Raw genomic sequence first — 19,490 nt, forward strand, 5'->3', positions numbered from 1 at the left:
CGATCATGGCTCTCGCCTCGATCCAGGGTGCGGCGGCGCCGGCGCGGCGCCGCCGCACCGGGCGCCGGCACAACGGCGCGGCGTGGCTCCTGGTCGCGCCGTTCGTCGCGGTGTTCGGTGTCTTCACGGCAGGGCCGGTGCTGCTGTCGCTGTTCATGGGGTTCACCGACGTCCGCAGCTCCGACCTGCAGTCGCCGTTCGCAGTGAACACCGTCGGGTTCGCCAACTACGCCGCGCTGCTGGCCGATCCGACGTTCCTGCGCTCCATCCTCAACACGCTGTACTTCGTCGTGATCGGGGTGCCGCTCACCGCCGGCATCGGCCTGGTGCTGGCGGTGGCCCTGAACACGGGGATCAACCGGCTGAAGGGCGTGTTCCGCGTCGCCTTCTACGCCCCGGTCATCACCAACGTCGTGGCGGTCGCCATCATCTGGCAGTACGCGTTCAACGCGAGCGGGCCGATCAACCAGGCGCTCGCGACGATCGGTCTCGCGGGCCCGAACTGGCTCGGCGACGAGAGGCTCGCGATGCCCGTCGTGATCCTGCTGGGGGTGTGGAAGAACTTCGGCACCGCGATGGTGCTGTTCCTCGCCGGCCTGCAGACGATCCCGACCGACGTGTACGAGGCCGCCGCGCTCGACGGCGCGGGCCGGTGGCGACAGCTGCGCTCCATCACGCTGCCGCTGCTGCGCCCGACCACGCTGCTCGTGTCCGTGCTGATCACGGTGTTCTACCTGCAGGTGTTCGACGAGCCCTACCTGCTCACCGACGGCGGCCCGCTCGGGTCCACCCAGTCGATGGCGCTGTACACCTACCACCAGTTCGGGTTCGGCAACTACGGCACGGCCGCGGCGTCGTCGTACGTGCTGGTGGTCATCGTCGCGGTGGTCAGCGTCATCCAGTTCCGATCGCTGAGGTCGAAGACATGACGACGCTCGCGCATCCGCGATCCCGCGTGGTCGCCGCCCGGCCGGCCCGCAGCCTGCGTCCGGCGCCCGTCGCGACGTACGTGCTGCTCACCGCGGCCGGCCTGGTCACGCTCGTCCCGTTCGGGTGGGTGTTCGCCGGCGCGTTCCGCAGCACCGACGAGATCCGGTCCGACCCGGGCGGCTGGCTGCCCGTGCACCCGACGTTCGACAACTTCGTCCGGCTGTTCCGCGACAACGGGTTCGCCGGCTACCTGGGCAACAGCCTGCTCGTGGCCGCGATGATGGTGCTGGGCAACCTGCTCTTCGCCTCGATGGCCGGCTACGCGCTCGCCAAGCTCCGGTTCGCCGGCAAGCGGCTGGTGTTCGGCGCCGTAATGGTCGCGCTGATGGTGCCCTTCGCCGCGACGTTCGTGCCGCAGTTCGTCGTGACCGTCAACCTGGGGCTCGTCGACACGCTGCCGGGCATCGCCCTGCCGACGGTCGTGCTGCCGATCGCCGTCTTCGTGATGCGGCAGTTCGCGCAGTCCCTGCCCGACGACCTGTTCGACGCGGCCCGCATCGACGGAGCGGGGGAGCTGCGCATCTTCGGCAGCATCTTCCTGCCGCTGACCGGCCCGGCCCTCGCGACGCAGGCGATCCTGACCTTCCTGTTCTCGTGGAACAACTTCATCTGGCCGCTGATCGTGGCCCAGAGCGACTCGACGTACACGCTGCCAGTCGGCCTCGCCGCCGCCAGCCAGCAGGCGCACACGACCGACTACGGGCTCCTCCTCGCCGGTGCCGTGGTCGTGATGCTGCCCGTGCTCGTGCTGTTCCTGCTGCTCCAGAAGTACTTCATCCAGGGCATCGCCGCGACCGGCCTCAAGTAGCGAAAGGTGGACCGCATGCCCGTCACGGCCTTCGGCGTCGACCTGATCACCTTCTTCCACCCCGGGTTCTGGGGCGTCGACACCGAGGACGACATCCGGCGGATCGGGTGCACCGCTCCCGAGCGGATCTGGGCGACCGTGATGGACGCGCTGGTGGCCGCGGGCGTCTCCGCCGTGGAGGTGACGTTCGCGCCCGCCGACGTCGAGACGGCGATCCGCGCGTTCGGCTCGGCGGCGGCGTTCCGGGACGAGCTGAGCGCGCGCGGGCTGCGGCTGGTGAGCGGGTTCTGGCAACCGGACGACTGGGCCGCCCCCGCCGACCAGCTCGCGGACGAGGCCGCCGCGCACGCCGCGCTGCTGGCCGACGCCGGCGCCACCGCGCTGGTGCTGGGGCTGCCGATGCGCGCGACCACGGACGCCGTGCCGCCGCGCTTCGTGGACCTCTGGGCGGCCGACCAGCTCGCCGACCGGGTGCACCACATCGGCGCGGCGACCCGCCAGCTCGGCGTGGTGACGGCAATGCACACCGAGGCGCACTCGGTGTTCTGCCAGCCGCGCGACATCGACCTCCTGCTCATGCTCACCGACCCGAACTACGTAGGGTTCTGCCCCGACAGCGCGCACATCACGCTCTCGGGCGGCGACCCCGTGGCGGTCGCGACCCGGCACCGGGAGCGGATCGCGATCTCCCACTGGAAGGACGCGGCCGGCCCCATGAGCACCGACGTCGTGATCGACGCTTCGATCCACGAGCGGCACCGCGAGTTCATGCGGCCGCTGGGTGCGGGCACGGTCGACTGGCCGGCGTGGGCGGACGTCATGGGCTCGTCCCGGGGCGGCGACCTCGCGCTCCTCGAGCTCGACGCGTGCGCCGACCCCGTGGCCGAGCTGCGGTCGGCGATCACGCACCTCCGCGCGCTGGGGGTGGCGTGAGCGGCGAACCCCGCGTCGACGCGCCGGCCGGCGTGCTCACCGGGCTGCGCCGAGGTGCGGTCGCGGAGTTCCGGGGCATCCCCTACGCGGAACCGCCCGTGGGCCCGCTGCGGTGGCGTGCTCCGGTGCGGCGCCCCCGGTTCGACGGCGGGTTCGCGGCGACCGCGTGGGGCGCGACCCCGCAGCGCGTCCCGTTCGCCGAGGTCACGGCCATCCCCGAGCCGTCGATCCCCGGCGACGACATCCTCACCCTGAACGTGTTCGCGCCGGCCGAGGGGACCCGACTCCCGGTGCTCGTGTGGATCCACGGCGGCGGCTACGCGGCGGGATCCGCGGCCAGCCCGTGGTACGACGGGCGCTCGTTCGTGCGCGACGGCGTGGTCGTCGTGACGATCGCCTACCGGCTGGCGTTCGACGGCTTCGGCCTGCTGCCGGAGGCGGAGCCGAACCGCGGGATGCTCGACTGGATCTGCGCCCTCGAGTGGGTGCGCGACAACATCTCCGCCTTCGGCGGCGACCCGCACCGGGTGACGGTCGCCGGCCAGTCCGCCGGTGGCGGCGCGGTGCTCGCGCTGCTCGCGTGCGAGCGCGCGCAGCCGCTCTTCGACCGGGCGATCAGCCTCTCCGGCATCGACCTGTGCCAGACGCCCGACGAGGCCCGGCAGGTCACGGAGGCGTTCGCCCGGGAGTTGGGCGTCCCGGCCACGATCGAGGGCTTCGCCGGCGTCTCCGACACCGCTCTGCAGCGCGCCGCGCGGCGCAGGCGGGACGCGCAGGACGGGGTCCACCTCATGCCGGTGTCGGGCGACGAGCTGCTCCCGGACGGCATCCGCGCCGGACTCGCCCGCAGCGGGCTGGACAAGCCGCTGCTGCTCGGCAGCACGGCGGACGAGTTCCGCGACCCCGTTGCCACCGACGTGCTCTTCCGCTCGACGTGCACGCGGGTCACCCGGGCCCGCCGGGACGCGGCCGGCACCTGGCTCTACTCGTTCGACTGGGACTCGCCCGTCACCGGTGGCGCGACGCACTGCGCCGACCTCCCGTTCTTCTTCGACGTGCTCGACGCCCCCGGCGTGCGGGAGAAGCTCGGCGCGGCACCGCAGCCGCTCGCGACGTTCCTGCACGGCGAGGTGGTCCGCTTCGTACACGGCGCGGACCCCGCGTGGGCACCGGCCCGCGGCCGCACCGGCGACGACTGCCGCATCTACGACACCGTTCCCAGCACGAGATCCGGCCGCTACGACGATGTCGCGGACATGCACGTGAAAGGCCCCACATGACCCACACGCACGCCCCGGCCGACGTCCTGATCGTGGGCGGTGGGCTCATGGGCGCGGCGGTCGCGCAGCTGGTGCGCCGGGCACAGCCGGACGCGCACATCGTCATGGTCGACGGGGGTTCGCCCATCGGCTCGATCCCCGGCCAGCACCTGCACGACACCCCAGAGCCGGCGATCTGGAAGCGCTACAACGCCGAGGTCCAGTCGGGCATCCAGGCCCTTTACGTCGGCGCCGAGACCAGCCCGGACATCGGCGGCACGGTCGTGGGCGCCGAGCCGGGCATGTACCACCTGTCCGCGTTCGGCGAGCAGGCCGACGCCATGCCCGCGAGCGCTGTCGCCTGGAACCTCGGCGGGATGGGCGTGCACTGGACCGCGGCGACGCCGTGGCCGGCCGGCGACGAGGTGTTCGACCACGGCGACCCGGACCGGTGGGCCGCCGACCTCGACACGGCGCGCGCCGTGCTGCGCGTGCACCCGGCCCCGTTCCCGCTGTCGCGGCCGGGCGAGGCCGTGCTGGCGACGCTCGACGCACTCCTGCCCAGCTCGCCCGGGCGCGCGCCGCAGGCCATGCCCATGGCGGTCGAGCCGGTGGTGCCGGGCCCGATGCCCCGGACCGGCCCCAACCGCATCTTCCCGGCCATCGGCACCGGCGACGACCCGCACTTCGAGCTGCGCGCGGGCACCCTCGCCGTCGAGCTCCTCCACGACGGCACGAGCTGCACGGGCGCGCGCGTGCGCGACGTGGCCGGCGACTCCGAGTACACCGAGTACACCGTCGCCGCGCGCTCGACCATCGTGTGCGCCGACACCATGCGCACGCCGCAGCTGCTCTTCGCGTCCGGCATCCGCATGCCGGCGCTGGGCCGCTACCTCAACGAGCACGCGTTCCTCACCGGCCGCGTGCTGGTCGACCTCGACCGCTTCGGGCTCACCCTCGCCGACCTGCCACCCCGCCGTGCGGACGAGTGGGTCGCCGACTCGCTGTGGATCCCGCACAACGGGGCCGCCAACCCGTTCCACGGGCAGATCATGAACAGCGTCTTCGTCGACGACGACAACGCCCCGCTCGCCTACTCGTTCGGCATCTCGCTCTACGTGCCCACCGAGATCCGCGCCGAGAACCGGCTCGTCTTCTCCGAGACCGAGACGGACGCCGCGGGCCTGCCCCGCATCACCGTCGAGTTCGGCTACTCGGAGCGCGACCTCGCCCTCATCGACGAGGCGCGGGTGACCATGCGGCGCCTCGCCGAGGCGTTCGGGCCGTTCGACCCGGAGTCCGAGTCGATGCTGCTCGCCCCCGGCTCGTCGCTGCACTACACAGGCACCGTGCGGATGGGCGGGACCGATGACGGCACGAGCGTGTGCGATGCAGAAGGCCGGGTGTGGGGCTTCGACAACCTCTACGTCGCGGGCAACGGCGTCGTGCCGACCGCGCTCGTGTGCAACTCGACGCTGACCGGCATGATCACGGCCGTGCGTGCGGCACGCGCGGTGGCGCGGAACATCGAGTCGGTCCGGGTGTGCTGAATGCCGCCCCCGGCACGGATCGACCCCGCGATCATGCGGAAGCTCAACCGGGGCGCCTGCCTGCGCATCGTCCGGGATCGCGGGTCGGTCACCATGGCCGAGCTCGCCAGGGCCAGCGGGTTGTCGCGCCGCACCGTCGAGCTCATCGTCGAGGAGCTGCTCGCGAGCGGGCACGTGCACGAGACCGACCCGTCCGCGGAGCCGCGCACCGTCGGCCGGCCCGCACGTTCCTACGCGTTCAACCCGCGGATCGCCCACGCGATGGCGATCGAGATCGGGGAGGACGCCATCGCCGTCGCGATCTGCGACCTGGTCGGGAACGTGGTCGCGAGCGAGCGCACACCCGTCGGGAGCGACGCCCGGCGCGCCGACCGCGTCGCCGCGGTGCACGCCGCGGTCACCGCGCTCGTCGCCCGCGCCGGTCTCGGGCGCTCGGACGTGCGGGCCGTGACCGTGGCGTCCATGGGTGTCGTGCACGACGACGGCGTGGTCGACCTGCGCCGCAAGGACGGCGACCTCGCGCTCGTCGGGGGCGACTGGTCGGGCTTCCACCTGGCCGGCGAGCTCGGCGACCTCTTCGACTGCGACGTCACGGTCGAGAACGACGCGAAGCTCGCCGCCGTCGGCGAGGCGTGGCAGGGCGCAGCCCGCGGCGTCGACAACTTCGTGTTCGTGCTGTCCAACGGGGTGCGGTCCGGTGTCGGCATCGTCATCGACGGCGAGCTGTACCGCGGGCACGACGGGCAGGCCGGCGAGGTGTTCTGGGCGGAGTCGTTCTTCCACGTCGGCCGCACGATCCGGCCGAACGCGCTGCTGCACCTGGGATCGCCCGACCCCTCTGCGCGCCGCGCGGCGGAGGACGCGCTGGCCGGGGCCCGCGCGGGCGAGCCGGAAGCCCGGCGCGCCGTCGCCGACCTCGCCCACGACCTCACCCCCGCGCTGCACGCGATCATGTGCCTGCTCGCGCCGGAGGTGCTCGTTGTGGGCGGCTCGACGGGCCGCGCAGGCGACGTGCTCGTGCCGGCCATCGAGCGCGAGTTGGCGACCCTGGTGCGGCCGGGCACCCGGCTGCACGCGTCGACGCTCGGGGACGACGCCGTCATCCGTGGTGCACTGCGTCACTCGCTCACCCGCATCGAGGCCGAGCTCTTCTGAAGGGCTCTTCTGAAGGGATTCCCATGACCGTCGCCGACCTCGCCCGTCGCTTCGTGATCGAGCTGCCCGCCTGGGTCGCCGACGAGCTGACCGACGTGCCCGACGTCCTGCCCACGCACGAGGACCGCATGGCGCTCGTGCACCGGCTCGCCGCGCGGAACTTCGTGGAGGGCAACGGCGGGCCGTTCGCCGCGATCGTCGTGGAGCGCGAGACCGGGCGGATCGTGTCGGTCGGGGTGAACGTCGTGCTCGCCTCCGGTGTCTCGGCCGCGCACGCCGAGGTGGTGGCGCTGGGCACGGCCCAGGCCCGCGTCGGCACCTGGGACCTGGGCGGCACCGGCGTCCCGCCGCACGAGCTCGTCGTCAACTGGCGGCCGTGCGTGCAGTGCTACGGCGCCACGCTGTGGTCCGGTGTCACGTCGCTCGTCGTCGCGGGCTCGGGACCGGAGCTCGAGGAGATCACCTCGTTCGACGAGGGTCCGATGGTGGCCGACTGGGCCGAGCAGTTCGAGGCCCGCGGCATCTCCGTGCTCGACGGCGTGCTGCGCGAGCAGGCCATCGCGGTCTTCCGCGACTACGCCGCGCACGCCGCCGCCGGCAACGCACTCGTCTACAACGCCCGCGGGTCGGCGTAGGCCGGCCGGACCATCCACGCGCACGGGACGAGCGCCGCCACCGTCAGTGCGATGCTCGTGCCGAACGCCGTCGCGAAGCCCGCGCCGGCGAGCACGGCGGCCAGCAGGGCGGTGCCGGCGGCGCCCCCGAGCTGCTGGACGAGCCGGACGACGGCCGAGCCCGCCGGCACCTGCTCGCGGGACAGCCCGGCGAACGCGCCTGCCGTGACGGCGATGTTGACCGCGCTGAGCGCCCCGCCGCGGACGACGAGGGCCGCCCCGAGCAGCGTCGCGCCGGCCGTGGCCGTCGCGAACGGGACGGTCGCCGCGGCGCACACGACGACCCCGACGGCGGCGACGGTGCGGGCGCCGATGCGGTCGACGACGCTGCCGACCCAGCGGGTCAGCAGGGAGCCCACGCCCTGCAGAGCGAGCACCCCGCCGGCGGCCAGCGCGGTCATGCCGCGCTCCTGCTGGAACCACAGCGGGATGAGGAACAGCGCACCGTAGAGCGCGAGCCCGGTGAGGAACAGCGTGGCCGTGGCCGGGCCGAACGCGCGGTCGGCGAGCAGCCGCACCGGGATCGCCGCCAGCGGCTCGCGCGCGTGGCTCCAGGCGACGAACCCGCCGAGCAGCGCGAGCCCGGCGGCCAGGAGCGGCCAGGGCGTGCCCGCGCTCAGCGCGTAGAGCAGCGTGGCCGAGCCGAGCCCGAGCAGCAGCACGCCGGGCACGTCGAGCCGCTTCCCGGCCTGCGCTGATGTGCGCGGCACGAAGCGGGCGGCGAGCAGGATCGCCGCCGCGCAGATCGGCAGGTTGATCGCGAACACCCACCGCCAGCTCCCGGCGTCGACGATCGCGCCGCCGACGAGCGGACCGGCGATCGGCGCGATCGTGCTCACGAGCATGACGAGGGTCAGCACGCGGCCGGTCCTGGCCGGTCCGGCGGCCCGGACCAGGATCGTCTGGAGCACCGGCAGCATGATGCCCGCGCCGACGCCCTGCAGGGCGCGGAAGCCGACCAGCGACCCGAGGTCCCAGGCCAGCGCGCACAGTGCCGAGCCGGCCAGGAACAGCGCGAGCCCGGCGATCCACAGCTGTTTGGCGCCGAACCGGTCGGACGCCCACGCCGTGACCGGGACGGTGACGGCGAGCGCGAGCAGGTACGCCGTCGGCACCCACTGGATCGCGGCGGTGCCGGCGTGCAGGTCGGTGCCGACGGCGTGCACGGCGACCGTCACGACGGTGGTGTCGACGAGCGGGGCGATCCCGCCGGCGATCACGACCAGGGCCAGGCGGATCAGCGGCCGGCCCAGCGGTTCCAGCTTCGACATCCCTACCTCCGTAGGATACACCTGTATCTTATTGGTCGATAAGATACACGTGTATCCTGACGCTGTGGAGAGACGCCGGGGAAGCACGCTCGAGCACGCCCTCCTGGCGGCCGCGTGGGCGGAGCTGCAGCGCACGGGCTACGCCGGCTTCACCATCGACGCCGTGGCCCGCGCCGCCGGCACCAGCCGCGCCGTGCTCTACCGGCGCTGGCCCAACCGGGCCGCACTCGTGCACGCGACCGTCCGGGCACACGCCGGCAGCGTCACCGACCGGGTGCCCGACACCGGCAGCCTCGACGGCGACGTGCGGGCGCTGCTGCGCGAGCTCGCCGCGGGGATCGAGCGGATCGGCGTGGACGTGGCCACGGGGCTGCTGGGCGAGCTGGACGAGATCCCCGACGACGTCAAGGCGACCGTGCCGGGCGTGGTCGAGCAGGTGGTCGAGCGGGCCAGGGCGCGCGGCGAGATCGGCGACTCGCCCGTCCCGGAGGCGGTGCTGGCGATGCCCGGCGCGCTGATCCGCTACCACGTGGTCACCGAGCGGGCCGTGCCGTCGCAGGACGTCCTCGACGGCATCGCCGACCAGCTCCTCCTGCCCCTCGTCCGCCACCACGCGGGTGCGTCCCGATGAACGAGCTGATCGCGTGGTTGCTCGACGCCGATCCGGCGCTGCGCTGGCAGGTCGAGCGCGACCTGACCGGTGCGCCGCCGCAGGTCTGGGAGGCCACGCGGGCACGCGTCGCGACCGAGGGCTTCGGCGCGCGGCTGCTCGCCCTCCAGGACCCGGACGGGCAGTGGGCCGGCGGCGCCTTCTTCCCGGCTCCCGACCACCCCACGGCCGCGCCGGCGGACGGCCAACCGTGGACCGCCACGACCTGGACGCTCACCACCCTGCGCGAGTGGGGCCTGGACGCCGCAGCGCTGCAGGGCACCGCCGAGCTGCTCGCCGCGAACGCCCGCTGGGAGTACGACGACCTGCCGTACTGGGGCGGCGAGGTCGACTGCTGCATCAACGCCTGGACGCTCGGCAACGGGCTCTGGCTGGGCGCGGACGTCGCGTCGATCGCGGAGTGGTTCGTCGAGCACCGCCTGCCCGACGGCGGCTGGAACTGCGAGTGGGTCAACGGCTCGACCCGCTCGTCGGTCCACTCGACGCTCAACTCGTTGAAGGGGCTGCTCGACCACGAGATCGCCACCGGCGGCACGGCGGCCACGCGGGCGGCGCGGCGCAGCGGCGAGGAGTACCTGCTGGAACGGCGGCTGTTCCGCCGGCTCTCCACGGGCGAGCCGATCGCGCCGTGGGTCGACCGGTTCACCTACCCGTTCCGGGCGAACTACTCCGTCCTCAACGCCGCCGAGCACTTCCGCCGCGCCGCACCCGTCGACGGCACCCCGCCGGACCCGCGCATGGCCGAGGCGATCGAGCTGATCCGCGCCGCCCGCCGGCCCGACTGAACCGCCCTGGGCGCGGGAGAGGCTCCTGATCTAACCAAGGAGACTGGGGCTATGTCCGCTCCCCGGAAGTTCGACGACGAGACACGTGCCCGTGCGGTGCGCCTGTATCAGGACCGGTTGCGTGAGCACGGTGACTCGAAGCTGGCCGCGCGTCGCCATGTGGGCGCGCTGTTGGATATCAACCAGTCCACGATCCGGAACTGGATTCGCGCCGAGGAGGGCGAGGGATCGGCATCGGCCCGACCTGTGGCGGCTGCGGATGATGTACAGGCAGAGTTGCGGCGGTTGCGCGCGGAGAATGCGGAATTGCTCCGCGCGAACGACATCTTGAAGACGGCGTCAGCGTTTTTCGCCCAGGCGGAGCTCGACCGTCGACTTCGCTGATCTGCGAGTACATCGCAGACCATCGTGACCGTTTCGGGGTCGAGCCGATCTGCGCCGTGCTGTCGCAACACGGCGTCACGATCGCCCCGGGCACGTTCTACCGCTGGCTGACACGGCCGGTGAGTGATGCGCAGCTGGAGGAAGCGTATGTGGTGAACGCCATCGTCACGCTCTATCGAAAGAACAGGTCGGTGTACGGGGTGCGGAAGCTGTGGCGCGTCGCCCGTCGTGCCGGGCTGCGCGTGGGCCGGGACCAGGTTGGGCGGCTGATGCGGATCGCCGGTGTCCAGGGTGTTCGCCGCGGTGCGCACCGGACCCGGACCACCACCCGCGACGAGCGGGCCGCGCGACATCCCGACCTGGTCAAGCGTGGGTGGGCGGCGCCGACGAAGCCGGACGCGATCTGGGTGGCGGACTTCACCTACGTGTGGACCGCGGCCGGGTTCTGCTACGTCTCGTTCATCACCGATGTGTACTCACGTCGTATTCTTGGCTGGCGGGCATCGATGGACAGATCCGCAGATCTGGTCACCTCGGCGCTGGAGCAAGCATTGAGCACCCGACGCCGGACGGTCTACGGTTTCACCACCAATGGACTGATCCATCATTCCGACGCCGGCTCCCAATACACCGCCATTGCGATGACCGAGGCGTTGGCCGAGGCCGGTATCTCCGGGTCGATCGGGACGGTCGGCGACGCGCTGGACAACGCGCTGATGGAATCGACGATCGGACTGTACAAGACCGAACTGATCAACACCCGTGACCGGGGCCGAAACTGGACCGGACGCCTCGAGGTCGAACGCGAGACCGCCGACTGGGTTCACTGGTACAACAACGACAGAATCCACTCATCAATCGACTACATGACACCCGTAGAACGGGAAATGGTGTACGCTGACACCATCACCCAACGGGTAGCCCACCCAGCCGAGGTGGCCTGAACCCGAGCCTCTCGCGAACCCAGGGCGGTTCAGACAGCACCTGGCTGCAGTCGCCCCGGCACCCCGGCGCCGTCTGGTTCGAGGTCGACGTGCCGGCGGGGCAGCCGTCGAAGTGGCTCACCCTGTACGCGACGCGGGTGCTGCGCTGGTGGGACGCCGCGCGGTAGCGCACCAGCGGAGGTGGTGTCAGCACCACCCCCGGTTGACCTGGAGACAACGTGTCCGCGAGGGGTCGTGTCCGGCGAGAGTTCTCGCCGTCACACCGACCCTGGAGAGAAGCGATGACCGTCGACCGCGCGATGCCCGGCAGCACCGACCCGACCGTGGCCCAGTGGCCGCAGCCTGCGCCGTACGTGCCCGGCCAGCACCCGTACGAGGCCCCCGCCGGCCTCGGCGGCATGCCCGGTTACGGCCCGCCGATGCCGCCCCCTCCGCCCGCGCGCCGCACCGGCGTCATCGTCGCCGTCATCGCCGCGGTCGTGCTCGTCCTGGGCGCGCTCGGGGCCGGCGCCTGGTTCCTGCTGAGCCACGCGTCCATCGACCCGGACACGGTCGCGAAGGAGATCAGCCGGGTCAGCCAGGAGAACGACAAGGCCGCCCCGACCGACATCCGCTGCCCGGACGACGTGCCGTTCGAGAAGGGCCGCACCTTCACCTGCACCGGCACGCTGCTCGGCAAGCAGACCACGTACACGATCACGCAGAACGACGACAAGGGCGCCATCACGATCAACTACCAGCGCCCGGTGCTCGACCCGGCGCAGCTGCAGAAGGAGATCGTGCGGGTCACCTCGTCCGAGGTGGCGATGAACCCGACCGACGTGCAGTGCCCCTCCGACATCCGGTTCGAGAAGGGCGCCGCGTTCACCTGCTCCGCCACCCTGGACGGCCAGCAGCTGAAGTACACGATCACGCAGACCGACGGCCAGGGCGGCCTGAACATCGCCCACGACCGCGTGCTGAAGGCGAAGGAGGTCGCCGACGAGCTGGCGGCCACCCTGAGCAAGGACGTCGGGGAGAACATCGTGGCCGTCTGCGGCGCCGACGGGCAGACCGTGCTCGTCAACCCGCCCGGCCAGCCGATCCAGTGCGGTGCCGCGAACGCCGCGCACCCCGACCGCAACGCGCCGGTCTCCGTGACGGTCGACCAGAACGGCAACCTGAGCTACCAGGTCCAGTAGCCGTATTGCGTCCGCGGCGCAGGTCTCGCTCGGGGGGACCTGCGCCGCGGTTCTGTGCGCGCGTTAACGCGGGGGGATGGTTGCACGAGCACAGATCGATGTCCGGCTCACCCGCCGCCGGGTCTCCCGCGCTGGAGGTCCACGGCCTGCGCAAGACCTACGACGCGCGTTCTGCCCCCGTGCGCGCACTGCGGGGCATCGACCTCGTCGTCGACGCCGGGGAGTTCGTGGCGCTGACCGGGCCGTCGGGGAGCGGGAAGTCGACGCTGCTGCACGTGGTGGCCGGTCTCGAACCGGCCGACGAGGGCACGATCGCGCTGGCCGGTACCGCCCTGGACGGGTTGTCCGCCGCGCGGCTGGCCCGGGTCCGGCGCCGGCACGTCGGACTGGTCTTCCAGTTCTTCAACCTCGTCGACCACATGACGGCACTGGAGAACGTCGCGCTGCCCGCGCTGATCGCCGGCGCCGGGGCGAGTGCTGCGACGGACCGGGCCCGCGACCTGCTGGACCGGCTCGGCCTGCTCGACAAGTCCGCCGAGCTGCCGCCTGCGCTGTCCGGCGGGCAGCGCCAGCGCGTCGCGATCGCGCGGGCGCTGGTGAACCAGCCGACCGTCCTGCTCGCCGACGAGCCGACCGGTGCACTGGACTCGGCGGGCACCGCCGACGTGCTCGAGCTGTTCAGCCGGATCAACGAGCTCGGGCAGACGATCCTCGTGGTGACCCACAGCCCGGAGGTGGCGGCGGCGGCCCGCCGGCAGGTGCAGCTGCACGACGGCTGCATCGTCGAGCCCGTGCCGGCAGTGCCGTGACCGGGAGCGCCCGGCGGACCCTGGTACTGGCCGGCCTGGTGACGGCCGCCGCGATCGGCTCGGTCGCGCTCGCGGCGGCGCCGCTGCGCGCCGGGCCGTCGTGGGGCGTCGTGGCGATCCTGTGCGTGCTCCCGCTCCTGCTCGCCGTCGTCGCGGGGTACAGCGTCCGCGCCCGCCGGGCCAGCACGGCCGTGCTGGTGTGGGCTGCCAACGTCGCCGGTCTCGCCGCCGCCGTCGACCTCGGCCTGCTGGTGACGCTGCTGCTGTTCGGCCGATTCCCGGTCGGCGCGCAGGTCGACCTGGTGAACGCTGCCCTGGTGGGCATCCTGCTCGTCGGGACGGCAGCGGGCCCGCTCGGCCGCCGGGCCGCCCGCACGGCGCGGGCGCTCGTCGCCGGCGTGCGCCGCTCCCCGGACGAGCTGCTCGCGGCGTTCGGCGACCGGTCCGCCGAGGGGACACCGGCGGCCGAGCTGATGCGCCAGCTCGCCGAGGCGCTGCGGCGGGACCTCCAGGTCTCCGCGGTCCGCCTCTGGTGGGCGGAGGACGAGGCCGCGGGCGAGCTCGACCGGCAGGTCGTGGTGCCCGCCAACGCCCGGCCGGGCCCGTCCCACCTCGACGGTGCCGACCTGGACGTCCTCGCCAGGGCTGGGGTCGCCGGCAACGGCTGGCTGCGGGCCTGGCTGCCCGCCCTCATGCCGACCTCCGCGCTCGCGCTGGTGCCGCAGCTGCGCATCGCGCCGGCCGTGCACGCGGGCCGCGTGCTCGGGCTGGTGCAGGTGGAGCGGCCGGTCGACGCCGGCGCGTTCAGCGCGGCCGAGGATCGGGCGCTGGGCGAGGTGGCCCGCCGGCTCGGCATCGTGCTGCGCAACCGCGCCCTCGACGCCGCCCTGCAGTCCACGCTCGCCGACCTGCGGCGCAGCAACGCGGCCCTGCAGGCGTCCCGCACCCGGCTCGTCACCACCGCGGACGCCGAGCGCCGCCGCATCGAGCGCGACCTGCACGACGGCGCGCAGCAGCACCTCGTCGCGCTCGCCGTCGGCCTGAAGCTGCTGCGCGACTCCGCCGGACCCGCGGCCGCGGACACGGAGCTGATCGACGAGCTCGACGCGGGCGTGCGCGAGGCGATCGGTGCGCTGCGCGACCTCGCCCACGGCATCTACCCGCCGCTGCTGCGCGACGCCGGGCTCGCCGAGGCGCTGCGGGCCGCCGGCAAGCGCACGGCGCTCGACGTCACGGTCGCGACGGGCGACCTGGGCGAGCTGAGCGAACCGGTGCAGGCCGCGGTGTACTTCTGCTGCGTCGAGGCGCTGCAGAACGCCGCGAAGCACGCGCCGGACTCGACGGTGGCGATCGATGTGGAGATCGACCGGTCGCGCACACCGGGCATGCTGCGGTTCTCCGTGGCCGACGACGGGCCGGGGTTCGAGACGGCCGCCGGCAGCACGGGCCACGGGCTGCAGAACATGGCGGACCGGGTCGGCGCGCTCGGCGGGGACCTGGAGATCCGGTCGGCGCCCGGTCGCGGCACGGCGGTGGTCGGCACGGTCCCGCTGGACGCCCAGGTTCGACGGTGAGCTCGTTCTGCTGGGCGGGGGTCCGCGCGGTCGCGCGGGCGGAGCGCCGCCGCCGCGGCCTGCTCCTGCTGGCCGTGCTCGCGGGGATCGTCGGGGCGGTGGTGGCCGGTTCGGCGGCGGTGGCGGAGCGTTCGGCGACGGCCTATCCGCGGCTGGTCGCGAAGGTCGGCCTGGACGACGCGCGCGTGCTGGTGCCGGCCGACCAGCCGGCGCTCGCCCGCGCCGTGCCGGAACTGCCCGGGGTCGACCACGCATGGTCGACGAGCGGCTGGGTGGCTCGGATCGCCGGCCCGGCGCTCGCGTACGTCTCGCTGGGCGCCGGTGCGGACCGGCCCGGCGACCTCGTGCGGCCCGTCGTCGTCGCCGGTCGCGCCCCGGATCCGGCGGCGCTCGACGAGGTGCTCGTCGGCGAGCCCGTGGCGGCCCGGTTCGGCGTGCGCCTCGGGGACGAGCTGCGCCTGGAGCTGCTCACCCTGTCCCAGATCGCCCGGTTCGACGTCGGGTTCGGCACGCCGGACGGTCCCGCGGTCACGCTCCGGGTCGTCGGCGTGGGCCGGATGCCGGCGTGGGGCGGCACGTTGGCCAACTTCTGGGCGTCGGAGGCGTTCGCCCGCACCTACGCTCGGACGGCGTCGGCGCACGCCGTCTTCGTCCGCACCACGGGCCCGTCCGGCACGGCGGCCTTCGCCGAGGCCTACCTGGCCGCTGCGCGGGCCGCGCCCAAGTCGATCGCCGACCGCTACCTGCCCCCGGGCGTGGAGCTGCCGACCAGCGAGGTCGACCCGTCCGTCCGCGCCGCTGAGGGGGCGATCGTCGTCGGGCTGGCCGTGTTCGCGCTGGTGGTGGCCGGGGCCGGCGCGCTCGTGGTGGGGCAGGGGTTGCTGCGCCACCACGCCGGTGGGCGCGCAGCGCAGGAGGTGGAGCTGGCGCTCGGCATGACGACGGGGGAGCGGGTGGCCGCGCGGGTGCTGGCGGCATGGCCGGCCGCGGCGCTCGCCACCGCGATCGCGCTGGCCGGTGGGGCCGCGGCCGGGCTGCTCGAACCGCTCGGCAGCCAGGCCCGCTTCGAGCCGGAGCCGGGGTTCCGGCTGCCCGTGCCGGTGCTGGTGGCCACCGTTCCGGTCGGGATGCTGCTCTTCCTCGGTGGGACGGCGCTGACCGCCGCGGCCGTCGTGCGCGCCGCCGCTCCTGGGGTCGACGTGCGGCGGCCGCTGCCGCTGACCTGGCTGCGGCGCTGGCCGGCCGTCCTGGTGGGGGTGCGGCTCGCGGCACGCGGGCGATCGGCGGCACTGGCCGTCGGGGCGTCCGCCGTCGCGACGGCGGGGGTGGTTGCCGCCGTCGTGTTCGGGGCGAGCCTCGATCGTCTCGTCGGCGAACCGGCGAGGTACGGGGCCGGTGCCGACTTCGCGGTCGCCGACGCCCGCCTCGGCGAGATCGAGCGGCTCGCGGCCGACCCGCGGACGGCCGCCGTCACCGTCATCCGCACGTCGACGGCGACGCTCGCCGGCGGGCGCACCGTGCCGGCCGTCGTCGCGTTCTCCTACAAGGGCCCGGTCGGCGTCACCGTCGCTGCGGGCCGGCTGCCCGCGCGGGCCGGGGAGATCGCGATCGGGCAGCGGCTGGCCGGCGCGACCGGGGCGCAGATCGGCGACGTCGTGCCGGTCGAGGGCACGGGCGGGGTCGTGCCGCTGACGGTCACGGGCATCGTCGTCGCACCCCCGACGGACCAGCGCTACCGGCTCGGCGACGACATCGTCCTCGCCGGCGAGCAGGCCGTCGGCGTCACGTCCGGGGCGGCGCTCTACTCGGCGTCGGTGCTGGCGATGCCCGGTCAGGCGGACGCGCTCATGACCGAGCTGGGTGCGCGGTTGGAGATCGAACCGCGGCAGGTCCCGACGGAGATCCGCACGCTCGCCGACCTCCGCTCGCTGCCCGAGGTGCTGGCGGCGGCGCTCGGGGTGCTCGTCGCCGCCGGGGCGGTCTACGAGCTGACCGCGACGCGGCGGCGGTACGCGCGGGAGATCGCCGTGCTGGCCGTGACCGGGCAGACCCCGGCGCAGGTGCGGGCCACGCTCGCGGTCGTCGCCGTCGCCACTGTCGGGCCGGGGTTGCTCATCGGCGTGCCGCTCGGGATCGGGGTGGCGCGGGTGCTGTGGTGGCAGGTGGCCACCGCCACGGGCGTGGGCGCGGAGATCGTGGTGCCGGCGGTGGTGCCGGGCGTCGTGTCGGGGGTGCTGCTCGTCGCGCTGGGTGCGGCGGTCGTCCCGGTGCTGCGGGGTGTCGGGGTGCTGCGGGTCAGCTGATCCGACGTCGGGGTGCTGTCACGCCGGTGGGCCGAGCCGTGCCCACAGGTCCTGCAGCGCGCTCGGCCGCAGCTCCTCCTTGTGCAGGTAGGCCGCCACGCCGGGGCTGTTCAGGGGGAACGGCAGGTCGTCGCGGCGGTACGTCGAGCACAGCACCACGACCGCGGCCGGCACCGCGCACGCCACCTGCGACGCCGCCTCGATGCCGCTGATGCCGGGCAGCTGCACGTCCATCAGGACCAGGTCGGGACGCAGGTCGCGGGCAGCGGTGACGGCGTCCTCACCCGTCTCGGCCTGCCCCACCAGCTCGAACCCCGGCGTGCGGGCGGCCACCCTCGCAGCGACCGCGCGGAAGGGCTGCTGGTCGTCGACGACCATCAGCCGCACGCTCGTCCCCCCGGTCATGCGACCCAGTGTGACTGCCGCGCCGGGGCCCTGCCAGGAGGCCCTCCTGGTGGACCGGGGGTGTAGCTGGTACCACCACGTCAGCGGTTCTGCAGGTACACCAGCACCGCGCTGACCCGGCGGTTGAGGTCCCGCTCCTCCGACAGCCCCAGCTTGGAGAAGATCGAGTTGGTGTGCTTCTCCACCGCGCGCTCGGACAGCACCAGCGACGCGGCGATGGCCGCGTTCGACTTGCCCTGCGCCATCTCGCCCAGCACCTGCGTCTCGCGCGGGGTCAGGGCGTCCAGCTCGGAGGGCTGCTGACGGTTGGCCGCCACCAGCCCCTCGACGACCGTCGGGTCGATGACCGACCCGCCCGCCGCGACCCGGCGGATGGCGTCGACCAGCTCGTCACCGTCGGCGACGCGCTCCTTCAGCAGGTAGCCGCGCCGCGCCGTGCCGTCGGACAGCAGCCGCAGCGCGTACGTCGCCTCCACGTACTGCGACAGCAGCAGCACCCCGGTGCCGGGACGTTCGGTGCGCAGCCGGGCGGCCACGGCGATGCCCTCGTCGCTGTGCGCGGGAGGCATGCGGATGTCGGTGACCACGACGTCCGGTGAGTGCTCCTCGATCAGCTGCTCCAGGCCCGGCAGGTCCGCCGCCGAGCCGAGCAGGATGATGTCGTCGGCTGCGCCGATGAGCCGGACGAGCCCGTGCCGCAGCAGCGCGTTGTCCTCGGCCAGGACCACTCCGATACCCACGCGCACACACTCCAGGACGGAGTCCCGCATGAGCAACTCACCGCCGGTTCAGCCTTCCTGCATCGCCTCGTCGAGAACGAACTTACGGTGATCAACAGGGCCTGTTGATCACCACAAGTTCGTTCTCGACGGAGGCGGGGCGGGCGATCATGGGGGCCACACCCCGACTTCGAGGAGACGCCATGGGCACGCTGGACGGCCGGACCGCGATCGTGACGGGCGGGTACCGCGGGCTGGGCCTCGCGTTCGCGCGCGAGCTGACCCAGGCCGGCGCCGACGTGGTGATCGGCGCCCGCGACGGGGCGGCCTCCGCGGAGGCGGCGGCCGCGCTGGCCGCGGAGACCGGCCGCACCGTCGTCGGCACCACCCTCGACGTCACCGACCGGGCCTCGGTGCGCGCCGCCGTCGCCTCCGCGGTGGAGGCCACCGGCCGGCTCGACGTCGTCGTCAACAACGCCGGCGTCTGCTACCACCGGCCCGCCCTCGACGTCCCCGACGAGGAGTGGGACGCCGTCTTCGACATCAACGTCAAGGGCCTGTGGCTCATGTGCCAGGAAGCCGGCCGGCACTTCGCCGGGCACGGTGGCGGCACGATCGTCAACGTCGGCTCGATCTCCGCCATGATCGTCAACCGGCCGCAGTGGCAGCCCGCCTACAACGCGTCGAAGGCGGCCGTGCACCAGCTGACGAAGTCACTGGCTGCTGAGTGGGCGCCGCTCGGCATCCGCGTCAACGCCGTCGCCCCGGGCTACGTGCGGACCGAGATGGCGCCCGTCGACGATCCGCGGTTCAAGGCCCGCTGGATCGACGACGCACCCCAACAGCGTGCCGCCCTACCAGCGGAGATCGCCCCACTGGTGGCGTTCCTGGCGTCGGACGCCTCGGCGTACATGACGGGTTCGGTGGTGACGATCGACGGCGGCTACACAGTGTTCTAATTGCGTCCGCTCCTTCGTCGCCGGCCGCGGGCTCGCGCGCTCTTGTGGCGACGACTTCTCCTCCGGTGCTCGCGGCCCCCGCGTCGTCCCTCCGAGGGGCCGCTGCGCGCCTCCCCC

18 protein-coding genes and 1 other annotated feature are annotated in these 19,490 nt (G+C 73.5%); of the genes, 15 read left to right on the forward strand and 3 right to left on the reverse strand.

The window, feature by feature from the left end; translation table 11 throughout:
- Positions 1-5 precede the first annotated feature (5 nt).
- The 7 genes from ACQEVB_RS34175 to ACQEVB_RS34205 are packed head-to-tail and all read left to right on the forward strand — an operon-like array spanning position 6 to position 7,330.
- Positions 6-929 (forward strand): carbohydrate ABC transporter permease, encoded by a 924-nt coding sequence (locus ACQEVB_RS34175; RefSeq protein WP_432981605.1) that lies wholly within the window; start codon positions 6-8, stop codon positions 927-929.
- Entirely contained in the window at positions 926-1,798 is an 873-nt protein-coding gene (locus ACQEVB_RS34180) for a carbohydrate ABC transporter permease (RefSeq protein WP_432981608.1), read from the forward strand. The genes ACQEVB_RS34175 and ACQEVB_RS34180 overlap by 4 nt, the downstream gene beginning before the upstream one ends.
- Positions 1,799-1,813: 15 nt before the next feature.
- Complete coding sequence (locus ACQEVB_RS34185) at positions 1,814-2,731, forward strand: sugar phosphate isomerase/epimerase family protein (RefSeq protein ID WP_432981611.1); 918 nt, start codon at positions 1,814-1,816, stop codon at positions 2,729-2,731.
- The gene (locus tag ACQEVB_RS34190) at positions 2,728-4,011 is read left to right on the forward strand and encodes a carboxylesterase family protein (RefSeq protein ID WP_432981614.1); all 1,284 of its coding nucleotides are present in this window, start codon (positions 2,728-2,730) and stop codon (positions 4,009-4,011) included. The genes ACQEVB_RS34185 and ACQEVB_RS34190 overlap by 4 nt, the downstream gene beginning before the upstream one ends.
- Entirely contained in the window at positions 4,008-5,540 is a 1,533-nt protein-coding gene (locus ACQEVB_RS34195; RefSeq protein WP_432981617.1) for a GMC oxidoreductase, read from the forward strand. The genes ACQEVB_RS34190 and ACQEVB_RS34195 overlap by 4 nt, the downstream gene beginning before the upstream one ends.
- Positions 5,541-6,695 carry an ROK family transcriptional regulator gene (locus ACQEVB_RS34200; protein WP_432981620.1) on the forward strand — a complete coding sequence of 385 codons (1,155 nt, stop codon included), beginning with the start codon at positions 5,541-5,543 and terminating at the stop codon, positions 6,693-6,695. It abuts the gene before it with no gap.
- Positions 6,696-6,718: 23 nt separating this feature from the next.
- Complete coding sequence (locus ACQEVB_RS34205) at positions 6,719-7,330, forward strand: nucleoside deaminase (RefSeq protein ID WP_432981623.1); 612 nt, start codon at positions 6,719-6,721, stop codon at positions 7,328-7,330.
- On the opposite strand, the gene ACQEVB_RS34210 is transcribed toward ACQEVB_RS34205, so the two are convergent.
- Positions 7,306-8,640 (reverse strand): DHA2 family efflux MFS transporter permease subunit, encoded by a 1,335-nt coding sequence (locus tag ACQEVB_RS34210; RefSeq protein ID WP_432981626.1) that lies wholly within the window; start codon positions 8,638-8,640, stop codon positions 7,306-7,308. The genes ACQEVB_RS34205 and ACQEVB_RS34210 overlap by 25 nt on opposite strands.
- 64 nt (positions 8,641-8,704) lie before the next feature.
- On the opposite strand from ACQEVB_RS34210, the gene ACQEVB_RS34215 reads away from it, so the two are divergent.
- The 7 genes from ACQEVB_RS34215 (at position 8,705) to ACQEVB_RS34245 (ending at position 17,290) form a co-directional block, all read left to right on the forward strand.
- Complete coding sequence (locus ACQEVB_RS34215; RefSeq protein ID WP_432981629.1) at positions 8,705-9,271, forward strand: TetR/AcrR family transcriptional regulator; 567 nt, start codon at positions 8,705-8,707, stop codon at positions 9,269-9,271.
- The gene (locus tag ACQEVB_RS34220; RefSeq protein ID WP_432981632.1) at positions 9,268-10,095 is read left to right on the forward strand and encodes a squalene cyclase; all 828 of its coding nucleotides are present in this window, start codon (positions 9,268-9,270) and stop codon (positions 10,093-10,095) included. Before ACQEVB_RS34215 ends, ACQEVB_RS34220 begins: the two co-directional genes overlap by 4 nt.
- Positions 10,096-10,146: 51 nt before the next feature.
- Positions 10,147-11,423 (forward strand): IS3 family transposase gene (locus ACQEVB_RS34225; protein WP_432972188.1). Its coding sequence is split into 2 segments (ribosomal slippage): positions 10,147-10,447 and positions 10,447-11,423, totalling 1,278 coding nucleotides; the frame shifts between segments, so codons are not numbered across the junction.
- Positions 10,437-10,568: a sequence feature (AL1L pseudoknot), on the forward strand. Its footprint overlaps the gene before it by 132 nt.
- A gap of 281 nt (positions 11,424-11,704) precedes the next feature.
- Complete coding sequence (locus tag ACQEVB_RS34230) at positions 11,705-12,604, forward strand: DUF4333 domain-containing protein (protein WP_432981635.1); 900 nt, start codon at positions 11,705-11,707, stop codon at positions 12,602-12,604.
- A 98-nt stretch (positions 12,605-12,702) separates the two neighbouring features.
- Entirely contained in the window at positions 12,703-13,413 is a 711-nt protein-coding gene (locus ACQEVB_RS34235; RefSeq protein ID WP_432981638.1) for an ABC transporter ATP-binding protein, read from the forward strand.
- Positions 13,410-14,987, forward strand: coding sequence for a histidine kinase (locus ACQEVB_RS34240; protein WP_432981641.1), 1,578 nt, complete (start codon positions 13,410-13,412; stop codon positions 14,985-14,987). The genes ACQEVB_RS34235 and ACQEVB_RS34240 overlap by 4 nt, the downstream gene beginning before the upstream one ends.
- The gene (locus tag ACQEVB_RS34245; RefSeq protein WP_432981644.1) at positions 14,984-17,290 is read left to right on the forward strand and encodes an FtsX-like permease family protein; all 2,307 of its coding nucleotides are present in this window, start codon (positions 14,984-14,986) and stop codon (positions 17,288-17,290) included. The genes ACQEVB_RS34240 and ACQEVB_RS34245 overlap by 4 nt, the downstream gene beginning before the upstream one ends.
- A gap of 18 nt (positions 17,291-17,308) precedes the next feature.
- Here ACQEVB_RS34245 and ACQEVB_RS34250 read toward each other — a convergent pair whose 3' ends face one another.
- Together ACQEVB_RS34250 and ACQEVB_RS34255 are read right to left on the reverse strand one after the other, a co-directional pair.
- Positions 17,309-17,695: a response regulator gene (locus tag ACQEVB_RS34250; RefSeq protein WP_432981647.1), complete on the reverse strand. Its 387-nt coding sequence runs from the start codon at positions 17,693-17,695 to the stop codon at positions 17,309-17,311.
- Positions 17,696-17,775: 80 nt separating this feature from the next.
- Positions 17,776-18,429 carry a response regulator transcription factor gene (locus ACQEVB_RS34255; protein WP_432985435.1) on the reverse strand — a complete coding sequence of 218 codons (654 nt, stop codon included), beginning with the start codon at positions 18,427-18,429 and terminating at the stop codon, positions 17,776-17,778.
- A gap of 188 nt (positions 18,430-18,617) precedes the next feature.
- Here ACQEVB_RS34255 and ACQEVB_RS34260 point away from each other — a divergent pair, with 188 nt between their 5' ends.
- A complete protein-coding gene (locus ACQEVB_RS34260; RefSeq protein ID WP_432981650.1) occupies positions 18,618-19,373 on the forward strand; it encodes an SDR family NAD(P)-dependent oxidoreductase in 756 nt (251 codons plus the stop codon).
- Positions 19,374-19,490 lie beyond the last annotated feature (117 nt).

Origin of the sequence: Pseudonocardia sp. CA-107938 (assembly GCF_050936315.1) — a bacterium.
Lineage (GTDB): Bacteria > Actinomycetota > Actinomycetes > Mycobacteriales > Pseudonocardiaceae > Pseudonocardia.

What these genes read in the sequence shown, in the direction of transcription:
- ACQEVB_RS34220 (WP_432981632.1), top strand. Translation starts at nt 9,268, where the DNA reads ATGAACGAGCTGATCGCGTGGTTGCTCGACGCCGATCCGGCGCTGCGC.
- ACQEVB_RS34185 (WP_432981611.1), top strand. Translation starts at nt 1,814, where the DNA reads ATGCCCGTCACGGCCTTCGGCGTCGACCTGATCACCTTCTTCCACCCC.
- ACQEVB_RS34210 (WP_432981626.1), bottom strand. Translation starts at nt 8,640, where the DNA reads ATGTCGAAGCTGGAACCGCTGGGCCGGCCGCTGATCCGCCTGGCCCTG.
- ACQEVB_RS34200 (WP_432981620.1), top strand. Translation starts at nt 5,541, where the DNA reads ATGCCGCCCCCGGCACGGATCGACCCCGCGATCATGCGGAAGCTCAAC.
- ACQEVB_RS34180 (WP_432981608.1), top strand. Translation starts at nt 926, where the DNA reads ATGACGACGCTCGCGCATCCGCGATCCCGCGTGGTCGCCGCCCGGCCG.
- ACQEVB_RS34230 (WP_432981635.1), top strand. Translation starts at nt 11,705, where the DNA reads ATGACCGTCGACCGCGCGATGCCCGGCAGCACCGACCCGACCGTGGCC.
- ACQEVB_RS34205 (WP_432981623.1), top strand. Translation starts at nt 6,719, where the DNA reads ATGACCGTCGCCGACCTCGCCCGTCGCTTCGTGATCGAGCTGCCCGCC.
- ACQEVB_RS34260 (WP_432981650.1), top strand. Translation starts at nt 18,618, where the DNA reads ATGGGCACGCTGGACGGCCGGACCGCGATCGTGACGGGCGGGTACCGC.
- ACQEVB_RS34250 (WP_432981647.1), bottom strand. Translation starts at nt 17,695, where the DNA reads ATGACCGGGGGGACGAGCGTGCGGCTGATGGTCGTCGACGACCAGCAG.
- ACQEVB_RS34195 (WP_432981617.1), top strand. Translation starts at nt 4,008, where the DNA reads ATGACCCACACGCACGCCCCGGCCGACGTCCTGATCGTGGGCGGTGGG.
- ACQEVB_RS34175 (WP_432981605.1), top strand. Translation starts at nt 6, where the DNA reads ATGGCTCTCGCCTCGATCCAGGGTGCGGCGGCGCCGGCGCGGCGCCGC.
- ACQEVB_RS34235 (WP_432981638.1), top strand. Translation starts at nt 12,703, where the DNA reads ATGTCCGGCTCACCCGCCGCCGGGTCTCCCGCGCTGGAGGTCCACGGC.